The organism is Mycobacterium bulgaricum, assembly GCF_041287165.2.
Taxonomy (GTDB): Bacteria; Actinomycetota; Actinomycetes; order Mycobacteriales; family Mycobacteriaceae; genus Mycobacterium; species Mycobacterium bulgaricum.
This window is the reverse complement of the sequence record NZ_JBGGKV020000006.1, coordinates 206,932-227,501: the sequence shown is the minus strand read 5'-3', so window position 1 is coordinate 227,501 and position 20,570 is coordinate 206,932. Positions and strand designations below refer to the sequence as shown.

Genomic DNA, 20,570 nt, shown 5'->3' with positions numbered 1-20,570 from the left:
GTCAATGCGTTGCCTGCGCGAGTCGGCGCGAGTGATCGCTCGTTTGGGCATCGTCAGACCTTGGGTGTGCTTGCGCGGCAGGCCTGCCGTGCGTGGGACTTCGGCTGTCGGCGCGCACAGTTCGGGGAACAGCGACCTGCTCCCCGGGTGGGTCGTGGCGGTGCAGCCGCCGGGATCCGTCCACACGATGGTGCCGTCGGGCGATTGCACGCTGCTCCACCCGGGCCAGAAGGTCTTGAGGAGATGGTGCCCGGCACAAACAAGCGAGATTCGACGCACAGGTCGGCCCGTACGGGTACGGAATGGTGTGGTCGATGTCGGTGATCGAGGCCGGTCTCGAACAGCCGGGAAACCGGCACGTCTGATCTCGGCACCGGATAAAGTCGGCCAGCTTGCGGGATGGCCGGTAGCCCCGCTCTGGGGGGCGCCTGCCCGGGGTGGATCAGCGGCTTGATGGTGGCGTGCATCGCGACCTGCGCGGCAACCGGAGCCGGAATGACCGTGCCACCCAGGATTTTCGCGGGCCGCGCCGGGCAGAACTCACCACGATCGGCGGCGAGGACGTCAACCAACGCGGACAGCGTGTAGGACTGCCACGGCCTCGGGAGCAGCGGCGGATTCTCGCCGGCGAGGGCACGCCGCTGCGAGGTGAGATCACCGGCGGCGGGCTGGGGGGAGCCTGCGTCAGCGGGCTCGTCGCCCCGCGCCGGGCTGTGCGGCGTCGACGATGCCCTGTCGCGCGATCACGTGGATCACCACGCCTCCGCCGGCAGGCTTCGTCGCACCCTTCGGACTCGCACATGCAGGGCAGCCTGTCCCAGCTGAAAGCCATCGCGCTGAGTGCGGCGGCGCGGCGCTGGTCCAGGGTACGCGGATCGCGGTCACATACCGTGCGCGCCAACGCATCAGCCCGCGTGTCGAACGCTTCACCGTCAGACGCCAACACCGTCGCCGTCACGTGGCAGACGCCGTTGGCGGAGTCGGTCTGCACGTCCACGTGCGCGCCCCGGCATGCCGACTCCGTACGACGAACCGCGTAGGGGTCGTGCCGCAGCACGAGCTCGTCGATGTCGCTTTCGGATCTTTCGCGTGACTTCGCACCCCACGTGAGCAACCGTTCAGCCAGCTCGGCGTCGATCTTGCGCAGCGCGTCAGGGTCTTTCACAAGCATTGTGCGAGTGCAGATTGCGTGGACCAGGCGGTAGGAGATCAAACCCTCGGCGAACACCGCTGCCACCCGTGGCAGACGCTCGCGCAGCACCACCGCATCGGTCAGCAGTCCTGTGGCTACCCCGCTGGTCACCTCGTGGGCGGCACCGATCTGCGCGCACACCGACGACCAGTTGTCGAAGCGCCACTGATCGCGCTGCGCCGATCCGGACGCCGCATACGCCGCGTCGAGCATGTCGGCCATGTGTCCGAGCCGCGAGGCGCAGGCGGCGTTCTCCAGCCGAGCGCACGCGCGGACCCCCTCACCGGGGGTGCGTGCCGTCGACACGGCCGCCAGGATCTTCTCGAACACCCTTTCGAAGGTAGTCGGCCCGGCGCCACCCGACGAGCCCGGAGTTCCGGGCTGTGGATGAAGTCGGGTTTGGGGATAACTACCGGTCGCGCCACGCAGACGAGACACGACTCGCGGCGTGCGTCGCCGCCCCGTATTCGCAGTCACCCCAGTCGTGTTCGTCGTCGTCCACCCTGTCGGCAGGGGCCACCGCCTTCACCGGCCGCGGCTTCGGCGCCGCCCGAGGTCCTCTGGACGGCCACCAGTTCTTGTCTCCGATCAGCACGCAAGCCGCGGGTACCGTCACCGTCCTCACGACGAAGGTGTCCAGCAGCAGGCCGACGCCGATGACGAAGCCCATCTGCACGATCGTGCTGATGCTGCTCACCGTCAGGGCGAGCATCGACGCCGCGAAGATCAAACCGGCCGACGTGATGACGCCGCCCGTCGCGCTGACGGTGCGGATGACGCCGGTGCGCACACCTTTCGCCGACTCGTCCCGGATTCTGGAAATCAACAGCAGGTTGTAGTCCGCCCCCACCGCCACCAGCACGAGGAACGCGAGACCCGGCACACTCCAGTGCAATTCCTCGCCGAGGATGAACTGGAACAACAGGACACCGATGCCGAGCGCCGACCCATAGGACAGGATCACCGTCGCCACCAGATACAGCGGGGCGACGATGGCTCGCAACAGCAACGCCAGGATGACGAACACCACGACCAACGTGGAGATCATGATGAACCGACTGTCGCCGCTGTAGTAATGCCGGATGTCGCCGTTCACCGCGGAGAAGCCGACCATCGAGATCTCGGCGTTGGCCAAAGTCGTGTTCGGCCGCGCGCTTTCGGCGGCGGCGATGATCTCGCCGACCTGGTCCATCGCGTCGCGGCCGAACGGATTCAGTGCGGTCTGCACGAGATATCGGACGGTGCGCCCGTCCTCGGACACGAACAGTTTCGCGGCCTTCTCGAACTCCTGCTGGGTCAGCACCTCCGGCGGGATGTAGAACCCGGACATCGGCGGTTCTGCCGCATCGGTGCGCATTGCCAGCAGGAACGACGACGCCTGGTTCAGACCTCCGCCCAGCTGCCGTGTCTGATCCACGAGCAGCTGAACACCCTCGGCGAGTTGGCGGCTCGAATCCGCGAGCGTGTTGGCGCCGTCGAGCATGGTGTCGAGTTGTTTTTGGACGCCACCTGGCTCCCCTATCCCGAGATCGCGGGCCGCTTGCGTAGCCGCGGAGAGGTTCTGGCCGATACCGCGCAGCGCCTCGGACACCGAGTCGGTGCCGTCGGTGGTCTGCAGCTGTCGGGACAGCTCGGTGATGCGGGTGAGGGCGACATCATCGCGGGAGGCCGCGATCTGCTGCAACTCTGCCCGCGCGCTCACACAGGCGGGGTCCAGGTTGCAGGTCAGGCTGGTGTTGAGTCCGTTGACGACGGGGGTGGCCCAGACATAGAAGTTGTTGACCCGCTCGATGTTCTCGCCGAGGGAACCACCGAGCGCACGCATGTTGTCCACCAGAGTCGCTGTCTTGTCGATCTCTTCGAGCGTCTCCTCGCCGCCGAAGCGGGTTGACATGTCGTCGAGGGCGCCCGCCAGGCCCCGGACGCTGCCGAGAGCGCCGACCACGCCGTTGCGGATCTCGTCCAGCACGTCGGCGAGTTGGCCCGCACCGTCGCTGAGCGTGTCGAGGTTCCCGTCGTTGTCGTTGATCAGCGTCGACGCTTCGCGGAGTCTGCCCCCGACCTCACCCGCCTGATAGGTGGCGCGTGCCTGCTCCAGGGTTTCGCCCGACGGCCGCGTGATTCCGCGCACCATGTCGATGTCGGGTACCTGCGCGATGCGGCCCGCCATCTGCTCCATGTCGGCCAACGCTTTCGGTGTCCGCAGGTCCTGGTCCGGGGAATGGACTGTGACGAACTGCTGCAGAGTCGTGCTGATCGGGAAATGCCGATTCATCACCTCATAGCCGATGTTGCTCTGCGCGTCGTCGGGCAGAGACTGGCGGTCGTCGAAGTTGTAGTTCATGAAGAGCACGCACGAGGCCAGCCCACCCAGCACGAGAAGGCTCGCCATGAGGTGGGCGACGGGCTTGCGCACGATGTTGACACCGGAGCGACGCCAGAATTGGCGTGTGAGTTCCTGTTTCCTCGGCTTGATCCATCCGCGCCGGCCGGTCAACACGATGAACGCGGGCAGCAGCGTGATGGACGCCAGGAAGCCGATCGCGATCGTGATCGCCAGTGCCGGACCGATTGTCGAGAACACCCCGAGGGTGGCGAATGACAGCGCCAGGAACGTCAGGGCGACTGTGCCTGCCGATCCGGCGATCACCTCTCCGATCGAGCGCAGCGCTTCCACGAGCGCGTCGTCGGACTCCAGGCCGGAGCGTACGAGCTCTTGATAACGGCTGAAAAGGAACACCGCGTAGTCGATCCCGGCGCCCATCATCATGCCGGTCATCAGCACCATGGTCTGCGGTCCGAGTCCGAGACCCATCTCGCCCAGGGCCGCCACCACCTGTTGCGCGATGCCCAGCGAGATGCCGATGGTCAGCAGCGGGATGATCATCGCGACCAGGTTCCGGTAGACGACGATGAGGATCAGCAGCACGGTGATGACGGTCGAGATCTCGATGATGAGCTGGTCGCGGGCACCGATCGCGTTGATGTCGTCGAATGTGGCTGCGGCGCCGACGAGGTTAACGCTCACTGCGGTGTCCGCGGTCGCGTCTTCGACCAACGCGGCGACGTGCCGGTAGGCCTCCTGCCCGCTCGGAGCTCCCATGTCACCGGTCATGCTGACAGGCAGGTTCCAGGCCTTGCCGTCTTCGCTCGACATCACCTGCCGCAGTTCGGGTGTGGAGACGAAGTCCTGCACCGACTCGACGTTGGCCGTATCGGCCTTGAGATCGTCCACGACGGTCCTGTACACGGCTTCGTCAGCAGGCGTCAGCCCGTTCTCGTTGCTCAGGATGACGACCGCGATGTTGCCCGAGCCCGCCTCCCCGAACGCCGCCTCCATTTTCTGGCTCGCGATGAAAACCGGGGAATCCTCGGGCAGGAACGGGGGCGGGTTCTTCTGCGCGACAACGGCGAGCGGTGGCACCGTGAGGAAGAGCAGCACCACGGTCGCGACCCAGGCTACGATCACGACCACGGGGTGACGCACGATCGCACGGCCCAGCGCCGGAAGCCCCCCGCGCTCAAACATTTACGGCTCCGAGGAAGGACGACGCGTGAGGTTCGCGGTGGCCGTCCATGGAACTCGGGGTGATGTCGAGCCGTGCGCGGCGGTCGCGTTGGAATTGGTTCGCCGTGGCCACCAGGTCCGCGTGGCGGTGCCGCCCAACCTGGTGTCGTTCGTCGAGGACGCCGGCCTCGGGCCTGCGGCGGCCTACGGCGTCGATTCGCAGCAGCAGCTCGAGGACGACGTCTTCCGCGAGCCGTTTCGACTTCGACAGCCGTGGGTCGCGCTTCGGGAGGTCCGCGACTACATGACGCAAGGGTGGGCGCAGATGAGCAGGACTCTCGTGCGTCTTTCCTCCGAGGCCGACCTGATCCTGACCGGCACCACATACCAGGAGCTGGCCGCCAATGTGGCCGAACGCCAGGGCATTCCGCTGGCGGCCCTGCACTACTTCCCGTTCCGCGCCAACCCCTACGTACTGCCCGCCCCGCTGCCCGCAGCCGTGGTCGAATCGGTGTGGCCGGTTGTGGAGTCGCTGCACTGGAGGGTGATCCGGCGCGCCGAGGACGAACAACGGCGCGAACTCGGGCTGCCGCCGACCCGGGTCAGAGCGATCCGCCGGATGACCGACGGCGGCGCCCTGGAGATCCAGGCCTACGACAAGGAGCTCTTTCCGGGGCTTGCCGAGCGGTGGGGCGACCGCAGACCTCTGACCGGCGCCCTGACGCTGCAACTCGATGCCCCTACCGACGCCACGACCTCGGAGTGGATGAATGCGGGCACAGCGCCGATCTACTTCGGTTTCGGCAGCATGCCGGTCGAATCCCCCGCCGCCGCCGTCGCGATGATCTCCGCGGTGTGCGCCGAGCTCGGTGAGCGTGCGCTGATCTGTTCGGGCGTGTGGGATGTCGACTGTGCCGACACCGCCGACCACATCAAAGTGGTTCGTTCGGTCAATCATTCGGCCGTGTTCCCGAGGTGCCGGGCCGTGGTCCACCACGGCGGTGCGGGCACGACGGCAGCGGGACTGCGCGCGGGCGCCCCGACGTTGGTGCTGTGGATCGGCGCCGAACAGCCGGTGTGGGCCGCCACTGTCAAAAGGCTGGGCGTCGGCGCTGCGCAGAGATTCACGTCCGTCACGGCCGAGTCCCTCCTCGCCGGGTTGCGCACGGTACTCGCGCCCGCATCGGCGCAGCGCGCGACCGAGCTGGCGGCACGTATGGCGACACCTGCACAAAGTCGTTCCTCCGCAGCAGATCTCGTCGAAGCTTCGGCAGTGAGAGGTCGGATACCGGTCACAGTATCTCGCCGGTGATGCCGTACCCGGCCAGCACATCGGCCGCCAGGGCACGCAAGCGTGGTTTGGTAGTGGCCACTCCGGGCTGGTAGGCCGTCACCCCGATGTTCATCTTCCCGCCGACGCGGCCCGCCACGAGAACGAGTTGACCTCCGCCGCGCTCGATCTGGGACCGGCGCACATTCTGGTCCACTGCGCGTAGATACCCGTGTTCGGCGACGGTGCCGTCGATCTGCAAGCCGGCTTCGGGCAGCTCGCCGACGCTGGAACACGACACCGGCAGAGTGCCGAACACCGTGGCGCCGAGCCGCCGAACGGCGCGCCTGGGGATGAACGGAGTCAGCGGCTGCAGCGCGAAAGTCTCGTCGGGATCGTCGCGCAATGCCGCGACCGCGGTGCGAATGGTCGTGCGGGCCTGCGAGAGGTCGTCGGCGGCGCGCACCGGGTCGATGTTGACATCCGCAAACCGCAACGCGTTGGCGCGCGTGTCGTCCCAGGTACGGTCGGAGAGCGCCAAGACGAGGTCGACCGTCCCGTCGGCGCGGCACCGGTCCATGCCAGACGCGAGGCCCGCCGAGAAACCGGCGAACAGCGAATGGCTGTTTCCCCCGATTCTTTCGGCGACGCGGTCCCACTCGGTCAGATCGACCAGGACCGACACGGCGGGCACCACGACGATCTCATCGGAATTCACGGCCGGGCTGCGTCGGCTCGGTTTCGGAGGCGTCTCATGCCGGCGTCGCCGTGCCAACGTGACCGCGGCGGCGACGGCGCGACCGGCCGCACCGAGGCCACGCAACGCTTCTCGCGCGTCCTCAGCGAGCGCGCGCCCACGGGTGCGTGCGTTCGGCGCGGGATAATCGAACTCGCGCACCGATCCGGTGATCGCCTCGACCAGCGTCTGCGCCAGACCGAGGCCGTCCATCAGACAGTGCGATGCAACGAGGGTGACGGCCGTCGAACCGTCCGTCATGGGAAGGACGCCGAGATGCCAGCCCGGGCCGGTTTCGGGGTCGACCGGAACCTGCGACCGTTCGTCGATCCAGTCGCTCAGCTCTGCGCGCGGGCGGGGTTCGCCAGCGACATCGATGTCGCTCGCGGGGCCGGTCGAGGATATCCACCGGTGCCTCCCGCACGGCAGCGGCGATCGCTCAATGCGTCGGCCGGCGAGCCCGTAGCCGAAATTCTCGTGGAATCGCTTCAGCCCGACGTGATCCACGGGATGGTCGTAGACCCATACGAGCTGTACCACCTGAGCCTGTCCCGTCGCGCGTAGCGACAGGAATGTGGCCTGGTCGATATGGGCGAGCCGGTCGTCGCGCATGTCAGACGACCGTGCCGGTGAGCTGGAAATCGGAGAGCGTGCGCTCCACCCGGTCGAGCAATGCGGATCTCGTCTCGACGGCGCCGCCGGCGTATCCCACGACAGCCAGCGAGATCCGGCCGCTGACACGTGCGCTCACGATCGTGAGGAGGCCGTGCCGCTGCTCCAGGACCCGACGGGTGACATGCTGGTCGACACCGCGCATCAGCACGTATTCGGCGTCCGTGCCGTCCAGACGCGCGACGGCGGACGAGACAGTGCCCATGTTGGAACACGACACCGGCTGCTCGGCGAAGTTGAATGCCATCTCGGCGCCTCGCCTGACCGCGACTCGCGGCATGAACGGGATCAGCGGCAGCAGCTGTTCGGCTTCCTCCGGAGTCTCCCCCAGCGTCGCGAGGGTCTGCCGGATCTCTGCCCGCGCATCCGACAGGTCGGCACACACCTGTGCGGGATCGATTCGCACACTGGCCAATTGGACGGCATTGGCCCGGGTGTCGGCGATATCGGCACGGTCGTTGATCGGAATGATCAGCGACACCTTCCCATCCGGGGCACGCCGACCCATGGAATCGGCCAGTCGCGCGCAGAATCCCGCCAGCAGCGAATAGGTGTTGCCGCCGAGTGCGGCGGCCCGCCCATCCCACGCATCCAGATCCACGAACACCGACACCGTCGGCACCGCCACGTGACGGCTGTCGTCGAACTCTCTTCCTGCCGCGGTCCTCCGTGCCGAGCGCACCGGCCGGTCCCGGAAGCGGCGGCGCGCGATCCGGCCCGCGGTGGCCAGAGTCCGTGTCACGTCGGGCAGATCACGCCGGCTCTGCTTCAGGTCCTCGACGACGGCGCGGCCCCGGGTGCGCGACCGCGCAGCGGGATAGCCGAAGTCGCGGATCTCGCCGGTGATGGCGTCGAGGATCGTCGCGACGGCGCCGCCGCCGTCGCTGATGCAGTGCGACATCGTCAGGCACAGCGCCGTCGACCCGTCGGTCATCGGCAGCACACCGAGGTGCCAACTCGGCCCCCACTCCGGGTCGACCGGCAGCACCGCCCGTTCGTCGATCCAGCCGCCGAGTTCGCCGCGCGGTCGGGGCCGCGTCTCGATGTCGATGTCGGTGGGAGGCCGGACGGCCCTCACCCACCGGTGCCGGCCGAACGGCACCGCGGAGCGTTCGATGCAACGCCCCCACAGCCCGTTTCCGAAGTTGCGGTGGAAGCGCCGGACGGCGTCGATGTCGACCGCGTGCTCGTACACCCACACGCATTGCATCGCGGCGGCCTGCCCGGTGGCGCGCAACCCCAGGTACATGGCCTGATCGACGTAGTCGAGCACCGTCATGTCAGTTCCCCGAGACCGGGGACAGCCGGCTTCCGTGGTGCAGGGCGACGCCGTGGCGGACGGCGTGCGAGGTTTCGGATTCGGCAACGCGGAGGAAGATCTGCTTCATGACGTTCAGGTAGCGCTGCACCGATTCGCGGGCCACCGGGTTGTCCGGGAACGCGACCGTCACCACGGTCTCCCGTTCGGTGCGGTTGACCCAGATCCCGATCTGGTCTGCAGACCTGCTGTCGCAGTAGATCTTTCCGTTCATCCGCTCCCATTCGGCGATGATCGCCGGCGACAGCGGTGGCAGGCCCGCGTCGAGGTAGGACACCATCTGCACGCCCGGGCCCGCACCGCGCAGACCGAACCGGCCGTCGGCAAGCTCGAGGACCCGGTCGAACGGGACGTGCGCGAGGTCGACACGCGCGTCGAAGGAAGCTTGGGCGCTGCGCGCGGTGGCGCCGAACGATCCGGGGTTCACCGGCACGGTGATCGGGACGAGCCCGGTGAACCAGCCGGTAATCATGAACTCGGCGGGGGTGCTGCGCGTCGTGGTGGGTGTGATGCCGTGATAGACGGGCGCACCGGTGAATTCGTGGTCGGTCAAGGCGGCGCACGCGAGTACACCGCCGCTGAACCGGACGCCCTCGCCGGTGCAGGCCGAGTCGAAACTCCTGCTCTGCCGGGCATCGAGGAGCTGCACGACCATCATGTCGCCGCCGCAGGGCTGCGAAAGGTCACCGAGCGGCAGCGGGAACTGCGGCATGGCGCCGTCGTTGCGTTCGGCGAACTGGATCCACTCGCGGACCTGCGGTGACTCCAGTGTGAGCGCGGAGGTGAATCGACGCTGCCTGACGCAGTAGTCGTCGTAGCTGCCCGCCTCGTGCAGTGCCACGGGTGCACCGCCGTTGACGAGGGTCAGGTACATCAGGTGAATCTCGACCAGCACCAGGCACATGAACAGCGCATCGGTGTGGACGTGGTCGACGCTGATGTAGAACGTGAAATGGTCCTTGCGCTGGATGATGCCGAAATGGAAGCAGTCCCACCGCAGGGGGTCCGGGGTGGCAAGGATGTGCGAGCGCCACTGAGCCGCGGTCATGTCCCCGTGCTCGGTGGGAACGAACGTGAGGTCGCGCGGGTTCTGCAGCCTGCGGCGGACGATGGCGTCGTCGTCGTCGAACTCGAACCGGCTGTGGTAGGTGTCGTGGCGCCTCAGGTAGGCATTGAGCACATGCGACATCGCCCGCCGATCGCACTGGCCGGGCATGTCCCACGCAGGAATGTTGAGCCGGGCCATGTCGGCGCCGGCCGCCTGCCGTCTGCGGAACGTCCGGATGTGTTGTTCCTGCTGGTAACTGACAGGTACCGGGCTGACCGGAGCGTCGCGCATCTTGGCGACCGTCGCAGGCGAGGGGTGCCAGGACACGACACGCCCCGGTTCGCCCACCCAGTCGTGGATCGATCTCAACGCCACCATCAGTGCGCGCCCCCGTCCACAGGCAGCTCGTGGGTCAGCACCGCCGCCAGCTTCTCTGCGAGGGCACGGACGGTGGTGATGTCCGTGGTGGCGACGCGGACGCCCGTCTCGGCTTCGATCCGGGTCCGGACCTCCAGCACACCAAGGGAATCGAGGCCGTACTCGGCGATGGGGCGGTCCGGGTCGACTGTGCGGCGCAGGATGACGCCGATCTGGTCGACGATGAGCCGCCTCAATCGGCCGCCCCATTCCTCCGTTGGCAGCGTGCGAAGTTCCAGCAGGAAGGCGCTGCTTTGCGACCGGGTCTCCCCCAGCGAGCGGAACGCTGCGGCGAACGTGCTGTGCTGTGCGAACTCCGTGAGCCACGGGGCACCCGCCGTCGGGGCGTAGCCGCTGTAGCCGCGATCGAGCCGAAGCAGCGACTTCAACGCATAGGCGCCCTCCGACGGGGCGATTGCCATCGCCGGGTTCTGCGCCAGCGCTTGGCCTTTACCGATCTCGGCCCACGCACCCCACGCGATCGTGGTCGCGGGCAGACCGTGTGCGCGCCGCCAGTGGCTGAATGCGTCGAGCCAACTGTTGGCGGCAGCGTAGGCGCCCTGGCCGGGTGACCCGACCATCGCCGCCGCCGACGAGAACATGCAGAACCAGTCCAGGGGCTGGTCGACGGTGGCTTCGTGCAGATTCCATGCTCCCGCGGCCTTCGGCGCCCAGCAGCGGGTGATCAGTTCGTCGGTGATGTTCGCCAGTGCCGCGTCCTCGACGATCGCGGCGGCGTGCAGGACCCCGCGCACCGGCCTGCCACGGGAGGCGGCCACTGCCACCGCCCGGTCGGCCGCCGCGGAATCGCTGATGTCGCCCAGGCACACCTCGACCTCGGTGCCCCCGAGTCGGATTCGTTCCAGCACAGCCAGCGCCGCGTCGCCGGGCTCGGATCGCCCGGTCAGCACGATGCGCCCGCAGCCCAGTTCGGCGAGCCGCTCGGCGACGAACAGGCCGAGTCCGCCGAGGCCGCCGCTGATGATGTAGGAACCGTCGCCGCGGAAGGCCACCGTCTGCGCGGCCGGCACCACGACCCGGCTGTCACCTTCGCGTGGCACGTCGAGGACCAGCTTGCCGATGTGCTCGGCGGCCCCCATCGCCCGGATCGCGGTGGCCGCGTCGGTCAACGGATAGTGGCTGGTTTCCGGCAGCGGGAGAGCGCCGTCGGCGATCTTGCCGAACACCGTCGCGAGTACGCGCCGAACCACATCGGGCCGGGTCAGTGTGAGCAGAGCGAGATCGACGGCGAAGAAGGACACGTTGCGCCGGAACGCGTAAAGCCCGATCGTGTTGTCGCCGTAGATGTCCCGCTTGCCGATCTCGACGAAACGGCCGCCGGACGCCAACAGCTCCAGACCCGCCTGCTGGGCAGCGCCGGGAAGCGAGTTCAGCACGATGTCGACACCGTATCCATCGGTGTCGCGACGGATCTGATCCGCGAACTCGACCGAGCGGGAATCGTAGACATGGTCGATCTCCATGCTGCGCAGGAGTTCTCGACGAGCCGGGCTGCCGGCAGTGGCGAAGATCCGGGCGCCCGCGGCGCGCGCGATGGCGATGGCGGCCTGGCCGACACCCCCCGTCGCGGAATGGATGAGCACCTTGTCGTCCGACGAGATCCTGGCCAGGTCGTGCAGGCTGTACCAAGCGGTCGCGTGGGCGCTGGGAACCGCGGCGGCGCGGTCCTCCGCGAGACCGGCAGGCAGCGTCACGGCCATGTCCGCGTCACAGGTGACGTAGGTGGCCCACGCGCCGTCGGCGGTGATTCCCGCGACGCGGTCACCTATCTGGTGGGTGGTCACACCCGCCCCGATGCGCGTCACCACACCCGCGAAATCGGCACCCAGTTCGGGCAGTCTGCCGTCGAGGCTGGGGTAGCGGCCGTAGGCCACGAGGACGTCGGCGAAGTTCAGGTTCGACGCCGACACCGCCACCTCGATGTGGCCGGGGCCGGGCGGGGTGCGCTCGGCTGCGACGAGCTCCAGCGACTGCAGATCACCGGGTTTGCGGATGCGGAGCCGCATTCCCTCGGATTCGTGCTTGACGGTGGTGGTGAAGCGATCTTCGGGACGGACCGGGCCGGGAGTCAACCGCGCCACATTCCAGGCGCCGTTGCGCCACGCGGTCTCGTCCTCTTCGGATCCGGAAACCAACTGCGCGGCAACGAGGTCGAGATCGGTGAGCGCGTCGACGTCGATCTGGGTGGCGCGCAGTCCGGGGTGCTCGACCCCGACAACCCGCATGAGTCCCCGCACACCCGCGTGGTCGAGATCGGCCTCGTCTTCCGGGAACACCGATTGGGCGTGAGCGGTCAGCGCATACAACCGGGGCGGCGCGCCCGCGATGTCGGCCACGCCGCGGGCGACCTCGACGAGACGTGACACCGCCTCGGCTCCGCGCCCGGACACCACTGCGACCACGCCGGTGATCGCCTCGTGGGCGATGTCGCCCACGGGCCACGAGCCGGTGCCGACATCCGCACCCCTGCCCCGCAACGCCGCGGCGAGCCCGCCGGCCCGTTCGTCGGCAGCCCGCGACGTGCTGACGACGAGCCACCGCCCGTCACCCGCCCTGTTTGCCTGGGGGAGTTCGGCGGGATGCCAGTCGATGCTGAGCAAGCGGTCGTTGAACAGCCTCTCGCGCCGAGCCGATTCCGACACGCCGGTGCCCAGGTGAAGCCCCGACAGTGACATCAGTACGGCGCCGCCCTCGTCGAGCACCTCCAGATCCGCGTCGACTCCCGCGGATGTCACCGCGGTCACGCGAACGTGGCAGAAGCGCGCGCCGCGCGCAGAGTGCCACAACCGGATGTGGCGAACTCCCAAGGGCAGCATCAGGGTTGCGGACCGATCCGCCTGCAGGGCGGGGTGGGCGGCGACCGCCTGGAAGCACGCGTCGAGCAGCGCGGGCTGGATACCGTAGGCGCCCTGCTGCGACCGCAGCGATCCGGGCAGCGCGACCTCGGCAAGCACCGAGTTCCCTTCGCCGGCCGTGTGAACCGCGCTGAGCCCGGCGAACGCGGGACCGTACTGAACCCCACGCTCGTCGAACCAGGCGCGCAGGCCGCCTCCATCGAGCGTCACGGGGTGGGCAGCCAGCAGGGCGGGCATGTCATGCGGAGCGGGCTCGCGCACGTCACCGGACTCGGCAAGGGTGGCGCCTGCGTGGCGCACACGCTCGCCGTCGGAATGGCTGTCGACGGTGAACTTCGCGATGCCGTGGGCGTTCCGCGACGCCGACGCGGTGACCGAGGTCGATCCGTCGAGCAGCAGCGCGGCCTCGAAGCTGACGTCGCGTACCTCGGCGGTGTCCCCGAGCACCGTGCGCGCCGCCGCGAGGGCCATCTCGCAGTACGCTGCGGCGGGATACGCGGCGACGTGATGGATGCGGTGGTCGGCCAGCCACGGATGGGCGTCGGTGCCGATGTCGGCCTGCCAGACATGACGTACCGGGTCTTCGGCGAGTCGCACGTGCGCACCCAGCAGAGGGTGCGTGGCCGGTGCGGCGCCGACGATAGGACGCTGTGCGTCCCGGCTGAGCATCAGCTGTCGGCGTGTCCACGTGGGCAGCGGGGCGTCGACCAGCATCCCGTCCGGATACAGTGCCGCGAAATCGATTGCGGCACCGGCGCTGTAGAGATCGGCCAGTACCTCACGAAGACCGTGCGGGAGCTCCTGCGCTCGGCGCATCGTCGCCAGCGCGGCAGCGCTGACGTCGAGGCTTTCGGCGTTCTGGTCGACGGCGTGGGTCAACAGCGGGTGCGGCGAGAGCTCGGCGAAGACCCGGTGGCCATCCTCGAGCGCGGCCTGCACGGCAGCTGCGAAACGCACCGCGTGGCGCAGATTGTCCGCCCAGTAGTACGCGTCGTAGTCGACGGGTTCCCGCGGATCGTAAAGTGTCGCCGAGTAATACGGAATCGCCGGGTCCTTCGGTTCGAGATCGTCGAGCGCCTCGATCAGGTCGTCAAGGATCGGGTCGACCTGCGGCGAGTGGGAGGCGACCTCGACAGCCACCTCGCGGGCCATCACGCCGCGGTCCTCCCACTCCTGCACCAGCGCGCTGATCGTCGACTTCGCGCCACCGATCACCGCCGACTGCGGGGACGCGATGACCGACAACACGACATCGCCGGCTCCACGCGCGGCCAGCTCCGAAAGCACCTGCTGGGCAGGAAGTTCCACCGAGGCCATCGCGCCGGCTGCGGCACCGTCGATGGCCACGTTCTGCATCAGCCGTGACCGCCGGCAGATGACCCTGACACCGTCTTCGACGCTGAGGGCCCCCGCGACGACCGCAGCTGCCACCTCCCCCATCGAATGACCGATGACCGCGCCGGGGCGGACCCCGTACGCGGCCAGGGTGCGGGCGAGGGCCACCTGGAGCGCGAACACCGTGGGCTGAACGCGGTCGATGCCGCTGACCGGCTCGGGGACGGTCATGGCTTCGGTCACCGAGAAGCCGGACTCCGCCGCGATCAGCGGTTCGATCTCGGCGATCGACGCTGCGAACTGCGGTTCGGCGGCGAGGAGCCCCGCGCCCATTGCCGACCACTGCGACCCCTGCCCCGAGAAGACCCAGACCGGGCCGCGGCCGGGATCCGGCGCGGTCGCCTGTGGCGGCACATCGCCGGCCGCTATCGCACGCAGCGCACCGACGAGCTCGTCGGCGGTACCCGCCAGCGCGGCGGTGCGCACGGTGCGGTGAGCGCGCCGGCGCGCGAGCGTGTAGGCAAGGTCTCGGAGGTCCAGCTCGTCCGGTCGGGCACACACCCAGTCGGCGAGTTGAGAAGCGGTGCTGCACAATGCTTCTGCTGAGGTGGCCGACAACGGGAACAACCACGGCGCAGCGATGGCCTCGCCGGTTGCCGCCGCCGGTGCGTGGTCGGGGGCCTGCTCTAGGACGACGTGTACGTTCGTGCCGGACAGTCCGTAGGACGACACTGCCGCACGGCGGGGGTGATCGCCGGTCCGCGGCCATTCCGTCACGTCCAGTGGGACGAAAAGGCCGGTGTCGATCCCTGCCGTCTCGTCGGACAGCTGCCGGAAATGCAGACTGGCGGGCACCTGCGCGTGGCTGAGCGCCAGCGCGGCCTTCATCAGCCCGACTGCCCCCGAGGCGGATTGCGAATGCCCGAAGTTCGTCTTCGCCGAACCGAGTGCGCAGGGCGCCGCCGTGCCGTACACCTCGGCGAGGCCGGCGTACTCGATCGGATCGCCGACCGGCGTTCCGGTGCCGTGCGCCTCGACGTAGCCGACCGTGGTGGGGTCGATACCCGCCACGTCGAGAGCCGACCGGTAGACCGCCGTCTGCGCGGAGCGAGACGGTGTGGCGATGTTGACGGTGTGGCCGTCCTGGTTGGTCGCGGTGCCGCGCACGACGGCGAGCACCCGGTCCCCGTCGCGCACCGCGTCGGAAAGGCGCTTGAAGAGCAGCATCACCGCTGCCTCGCCGGAGACGAACCCGTCGGCTCCTGCGTCGAACGCGCGGCATCTTCCGGTCGCCGACAGCATTCCCTGAGCCGATCCGGACGAGAGCTTGCGCGGTTCGAGAAGGATGTTGACCCCGCCGGCGAGCGCGACTGAGCTCTCCCCGTCGTGCAGGCTGCGGCACGCCATGTGCACGGCGAGCAGTCCGGAGGAGCACGCCGAGTCGACGGTGAATGCCGGCCCGTGCGTGCCCAGGTGGTAGGCGATGCGCCCCGATGCCAGACCGTAGTTGCTGCCGGTGAATCCGTAGGGCCCCGCGATCGCATCCGCGTCGGCGGTGACCAACTGATAGTCGTTGTGCGTCATCCCGACGAAGACGCCGGTCGCCGAGCCCGCCAGGGTCACCGGGTCGATGCCGGCGTGCTCGACGGCCTCCCAGGATGCTTCGAGGAGCAGTCGGTGCTGGGGGTCGATCGCCGTCGCCTCGCGCTCGGCGATCCCGAAGAAGGCGGCGTCGAAACCCGCCACGTCGTCGAGGAAGCCGCCCCACTTGGAGACCGATCGGCCGGGCACGCCGGGCTCGGGGTCGTAGAACTCTTCGGCGTCCCAGCGGGCAGGCGGAACTTCGGTGACCAGGTCTGCGCCGCTGAGCAACGCTTCCCACAGTCGCTGCGGCGACTCGATGCCTCCTGGCAGTCGGCACCCCATCCCGATCACGGCGATGGGGGTCAAAGACGACCTCTCGACCACGAAGTTCCCTACCTCTTCCACGCGTTCCACGCGCAGGCCCGGGCTCGCCCGTGACGGCCCCACGAACCAACGGCAAAGTCAATTTGAGGAAAGTTAGCACAGGCTAAGCGAACATGCGAGCACTACCCTCGCGTCTCTGCATCGCGGTCAGGTAATTCAAAGTGATTGCCTTACAGCAGATTACGGCAAACCTGCGCAATGTTGCCGCGGCGACAGGTCGAGCTCGGCAGCGCCATGCCTAGGCACGCCGGTCAGCCTCCTGGCAAATCTCGTCCCCCTGGCGCTCACCTGCCGGCGCCTGCGACCGAGCACACTAACCGCTTTCCGCGCCGCTGTGGGGGCTACCCATCTCGCCACACCGACGATTGACATGGTTAGGCTAACCTACGCTAGGGTCCCTGCACGTGCGAAGGACGCCTCTACGACGCCAGATCACGTTCGCCGGCTGCCTGGCCGCAGCGGGAATTCTCGCCGTCGCCGCCACGCGGGCGGGGGGACGCGGCGACGGAGCGCGGTCCACCGAACCGCGGGTCGCCCGGCCCCCGGCCCCGACCGCCGTCCCGCCCGAACGCCCGCTCGACCATCCCACGGTCGCAGCGCACTTCGAGGCGACTGCGCGCCGCGACCCCGCGCGCATCGCGCTCCATTTCCCGGATCGATCGGTGACCTACGGCGAGCTGCTCGTCGCCGCCCACGCCGCACGCGGTGCGGCAACCCTGCGCGACGCCGCGCCCCGGGCCGCGCTGGTACCCGGATCCCTCACTCCCGCAACGGTATCGGTGATCCTCGGACTGTTCGCCCACGGCACCACGCTGGTGTCCCTGGACGCCGAGATGCCGACCAATCGCGTAGCGAAGCTCGCAGAGATCCTCACCGGGCACGGCTACGGTGTGACACCGATGGATGTCCCGCCGGACATTCCGCGCTCGGCCCCCGACGCGATCGCCGACCTCCCGCCGCTGTGCGGAGGGTTCACCCCCGACGTGGTCACCAGCATCCAGTTCACCTCCGGATCGACCGGCACACCCAAGGCGGTCTTGCACACCAACGGTCTCTGGCTGGCCGACGCGCAGTTGCTCAACGATCGGTTCGGGCTTGCCGCCGGTCGCAGGGTCGCGCTGTGCATGCCGATCAGCTTCGCCGGCGGCCTCAACGTCCTCCTCGGTTCGCTGATGGGGGGCGCCGAGATCGTCGCGGTCGATCCGCGGGAGTACACCGCGGCGGAGGCGTTCGAACGTATCCGGGCGTCACGCGCCCAGGTGATCGCCTGCACACCGTCGTTCGTGGATACGCTGCACCACGCTGCGCGGGGGGCCACCGCACCGTCTGTCGAACGCATCGTCACCACCGGCGAGCCGATCCAGGCGCGGCACGTGAAACTGGCCCGAGAGCTCGCACCCGGGGCGGTCATCACCAACTGGGTCGGATCGACCGAGACCCTGGCGATCGCCAGCCACGACATCGCGCCTTCGGCGCCGCTGCCGCGCGGCATCGTTCCGGTCGGGATCCCCGCGCCGCACAAGAGAATCGACATCTCAGACACGGGAGCCGTCTCCGTCACCTCGCCGTATCTGGGCCGCGGGTACCTCGACAGCTCTGCGTCGACGGCGACGTTCGTCGACAACGGTGACGGCACGACCACGTACTCGGGCGGTGACGTCGGACGGTGGGACGACAACGGACATCTGGTGTTCTCCGGCCGCGCCGACAACACCGTCAAGATCCGCGGATACCTCGTGGAGCCCGCCGAGGTCGAGGCAACGCTCGCGTCGTACGACGACATCCGTGAAGTCGCGGTCGTCGCCGCACCGAGCACATCCGGAACGCCCGAGCTCGTGGCCTACGTCGCTCCCAGCGCGACGGCACGGACACCGTCGGTCGCGGATCTGCGCACCCGCCTGCACCGCGACCTGCCGCCCTGGATGGTGCCCGCCCACATCGACGTCCTCGCCGCGCTACCGCGCGGGGACCGGGGCAAGGTCGATCGGATGGCGCTGCCGAAGCCGCACCGTATCCCTTTCGAATCTCCCTGCGGGCCTGACGAATCGACGGTGGCGATGGTCTGGGCGCGGGTCCTGCGCGTCGAGACGGTGGGTCGAGCGGACAGCTTCTACGCCCTCGGTGGCGATTCGCTGTCGGTGGCCGAGATGCTGGTCGAACTCCGTCACTCGCACGGCGTCGCGCTTCAGCCGTCGGACCTGGCCGGCGCCCCCACCGTCGCCGAATTCGCCCAGCGGCTCGGGCAGGGCCGTCCCGTCGCCGAATTCCGGCCGACCACGGTGGCACTGAGGCCGGTTTCGCCCCGCACCACCGGCGCTCCGCTGTTCTGCTTCACCGGGGCGGGCGCCTCGGCGCTGTGCTTCGTTCCGCTCGCCCAGCGAGTCGGCGCCGAGACCGCCGTGTATGCGTTCGAACCCAGCGGCTTGAACAGGGGCGCCTTTCCCGACTGGTCGATCCAGCGTGCGGTGCAGCGGCACCGCGCAGATCTGCGTCGCATTCAGCCCCGCGGACCGTACACGTTGATAGGCCACTCCCTGGGGGCGCACATCGCGCTGGAAACGGCCCGCCAACTGGAGGCCGAAGGCGAAACCGTCGAGTTGGTCGTGATGCTGGACCCGTGGCTGTCTCCCCGAGTCGCACGAGAGATTCCCGGTGCCACCGTCACCTTGCAGACCGACGACGCGAACGGATTCAGGACCTGGTGGGAACGTCAGAAGACGGTTCCGCTGGCCGGCCTGTTCTCCGGTGACCACGACCGCAAGACCCGTGCGGTGGAGGAGGTCGGGATGATCGCGGGCTACCGGCACCGCCCGCTGCCGTGGGGTGGGCGCACGCTGCTGATCCTGAGCCACCTCAACGCCGACGACCCGCGACTGTGGCCGCGGATCCTGACGGGCGACGTGCGGTCGATGGTGCTCGACTGCGATCACCACTCGATCGTGCGGACACCCCACATCGACGCCGTCGTCGGCGCACTCATGGAGTCTCGCGCTTGTCGTCGGTGAAGACCGGCGCCCGCCTGCCCTTCCTGGCTGCCACGGCTTCCTCGAAGTTGCTCGTCAGTAAGCGAATGTAGAGCTGCCCGAGTCCTTCGGCCTGCATGTGCGCCTCCAACGAACCGGCGTCCAGACCGCTCCACAGCGTTCGCTTGGTCAGCTCGGTTCCGGGACGGGAGAATGCTGCGATCCGTTCGGCGAGTGCATAACACGTCTCCAGCAGCTCCCCCGGCTGCACGCAGCGCGACACCAGGCCCACCCGTTCCGCCTCCGCGGCATCGACGTCTCGCCCGGTCAGCATGATCTCGAACGCCCGCGAGGACCCGATCGCCCGGGGCAGGAGATAACTCAGACCCAACTCGCTGGCGGTGAGCCCGTTGTTGATGCCCGCCGCCCGGAAATAGGCCTCGGTCGAGGCGATGCGGATGTCGGCGGCCAGCGCCAGGCACAGTCCGCCCCCGATGGCGGCGCCGTTGACAGCGGCGATGACCGGCTGGTGCATCTTCCGCAGCGCCAAGATGACGTCGTCGAGGACCTCCATGGACCGCAGCCCGAAGGTGGGGCGGGTCAGCCCGTCGACGTGGGGAACCGAACCGGCGGATTTGTGATCGGCGCCCGAAGAGAAGCCGGCGCCCGCGCCGGTGAGCACCACCACGCGGACGTCGTTGTCGTAGGTCAGTTCGTCGAGCGTGGCCTTCAACGGCACCATCACGTCGAACGCCATCGAGTTCATCCGCTCGGGGCGATTCAGCGTCACCAGTGCGACGTGGGGTCGCGGTCGTTCGACGAGGACGAATCCCGTGGCTTCGGTCACGGGATGCACGTTAGCGGGTCAGCTCTGCCCGTTGTCCTGGGCGGCGATGGCGGCGTCCACGTCGAAGTCCTTCACCTGTTGGATGAGGTCCTCGAGGGCGGCAGGCGGAAGCGCACCAGCCTGGTTGAACACCAGCTTGCCCTTCTTGAAGGCCATCAGCGTCGGGATGGAGCGGATGTCGGCCGCAGCGGCGAGCTGCTGCTCGGCCTCGGTGTCGACCTTCACATAGGTGACGTCGGGGTGCTTTTCCGACGAGGCGGCGAAAGTGGGTGCGAACGCCTTACACGGCCCGCACCACGACGCCCAGAAGTCCACCAGAACGATGTCGTTGTCGTTGATGGTGTCGTTGAACTCTTGTGCGGTGATGTCTCTGGTAGCCACGTGTACCTCAACGTCTCGTCCGGGTGTGATGTTCCTTCA

At 68.5% G+C, this 20,570-nt stretch carries 10 protein-coding genes; 2 read left to right on the top strand and 8 right to left on the bottom strand.

Features of this window, described 5'->3' with window-relative positions; all coding sequences use genetic code 11:
• Positions 1-442 precede the first annotated feature (442 nt).
• Complete coding sequence (locus ACAG24_RS18130) at positions 443-1,522, bottom strand: DUF222 domain-containing protein (RefSeq protein ID WP_370474064.1); 1,080 nt, start codon at positions 1,520-1,522, stop codon at positions 443-445.
• 79 nt (positions 1,523-1,601) lie between these two features.
• Positions 1,602-4,721 (bottom strand): MMPL/RND family transporter, encoded by a 3,120-nt coding sequence (locus tag ACAG24_RS18125; protein ID WP_370474063.1) that lies wholly within the window; start codon positions 4,719-4,721, stop codon positions 1,602-1,604.
• Between the two features lie 25 nt (positions 4,722-4,746).
• On the opposite strand from ACAG24_RS18125, the gene ACAG24_RS18120 reads away from it, so the two are divergent.
• Positions 4,747-6,012, top strand: a complete 1,266-nt coding sequence (locus tag ACAG24_RS18120; protein WP_370474062.1) for a glycosyltransferase — start codon at positions 4,747-4,749, stop codon at positions 6,010-6,012.
• Here the strand turns inward: ACAG24_RS18120 and ACAG24_RS18115 are convergent.
• Genes ACAG24_RS18115 through pks2 form a run of 4 tightly spaced genes read right to left on the bottom strand, consistent with a single transcriptional unit; the run spans position 5,993 to position 16,376 of the window.
• On the bottom strand, positions 5,993-7,318 hold the full coding sequence (locus tag ACAG24_RS18115) for a hypothetical protein (RefSeq protein WP_370474061.1): 1,326 nt from the start codon (positions 7,316-7,318) through the stop codon (positions 5,993-5,995). The two genes, ACAG24_RS18120 and ACAG24_RS18115, sit on opposite strands and share 20 nt — an antisense overlap.
• 1 nt (position 7,319) lies before the next feature.
• Positions 7,320-8,657, bottom strand: coding sequence for a hypothetical protein (locus ACAG24_RS18110; RefSeq protein ID WP_370474060.1), 1,338 nt, complete (start codon positions 8,655-8,657; stop codon positions 7,320-7,322).
• 1 nt (position 8,658) lies between these two features.
• Positions 8,659-10,122: a condensation domain-containing protein gene (locus tag ACAG24_RS18105; RefSeq protein WP_370474059.1), complete on the bottom strand. Its 1,464-nt coding sequence runs from the start codon at positions 10,120-10,122 to the stop codon at positions 8,659-8,661.
• Positions 10,122-16,376, bottom strand: coding sequence for a sulfolipid-1 biosynthesis phthioceranic/hydroxyphthioceranic acid synthase (pks2, locus tag ACAG24_RS18100; RefSeq protein ID WP_370474186.1), 6,255 nt, complete (start codon positions 16,374-16,376; stop codon positions 10,122-10,124). The genes ACAG24_RS18105 and pks2 overlap by 1 nt, the downstream gene beginning before the upstream one ends.
• Positions 16,377-16,744: 368 nt before the next feature.
• Here pks2 and ACAG24_RS18095 point away from each other — a divergent pair, with 368 nt between their 5' ends.
• Positions 16,745-19,345: an alpha/beta fold hydrolase gene (locus ACAG24_RS18095; RefSeq protein WP_370474058.1), complete on the top strand. Its 2,601-nt coding sequence runs from the start codon at positions 16,745-16,747 to the stop codon at positions 19,343-19,345.
• On the opposite strand, the gene ACAG24_RS18090 is transcribed toward ACAG24_RS18095, so the two are convergent.
• Together ACAG24_RS18090 and trxA are read right to left on the bottom strand one after the other, a co-directional pair.
• Complete coding sequence (locus tag ACAG24_RS18090) at positions 19,317-20,150, bottom strand: enoyl-CoA hydratase (protein ID WP_445206213.1); 834 nt, start codon at positions 20,148-20,150, stop codon at positions 19,317-19,319. The two genes, ACAG24_RS18095 and ACAG24_RS18090, sit on opposite strands and share 29 nt — an antisense overlap.
• An 18-nt stretch (positions 20,151-20,168) precedes the next feature.
• Positions 20,169-20,531, bottom strand: coding sequence for a thioredoxin (gene trxA / locus ACAG24_RS18085; protein WP_370474056.1), 363 nt, complete (start codon positions 20,529-20,531; stop codon positions 20,169-20,171).
• Positions 20,532-20,570 lie beyond the last annotated feature (39 nt).

Bases quoted from the DNA above. Each gene is read 5' to 3' on its own strand.
- ACAG24_RS18125 (WP_370474063.1), bottom strand. From the start codon at position 4,721: ATGTTTGAGCGCGGGGGGCTTCCGGCGCTGGGCCGTGCGATCGTGCGT.
- ACAG24_RS18115 (WP_370474061.1), bottom strand. From the start codon at position 7,318: ATGCGCGACGACCGGCTCGCCCATATCGACCAGGCCACATTCCTGTCG.
- ACAG24_RS18110 (WP_370474060.1), bottom strand. From the start codon at position 8,657: ATGACGGTGCTCGACTACGTCGATCAGGCCATGTACCTGGGGTTGCGC.
- ACAG24_RS18105 (WP_370474059.1), bottom strand. From the start codon at position 10,122: ATGGTGGCGTTGAGATCGATCCACGACTGGGTGGGCGAACCGGGGCGT.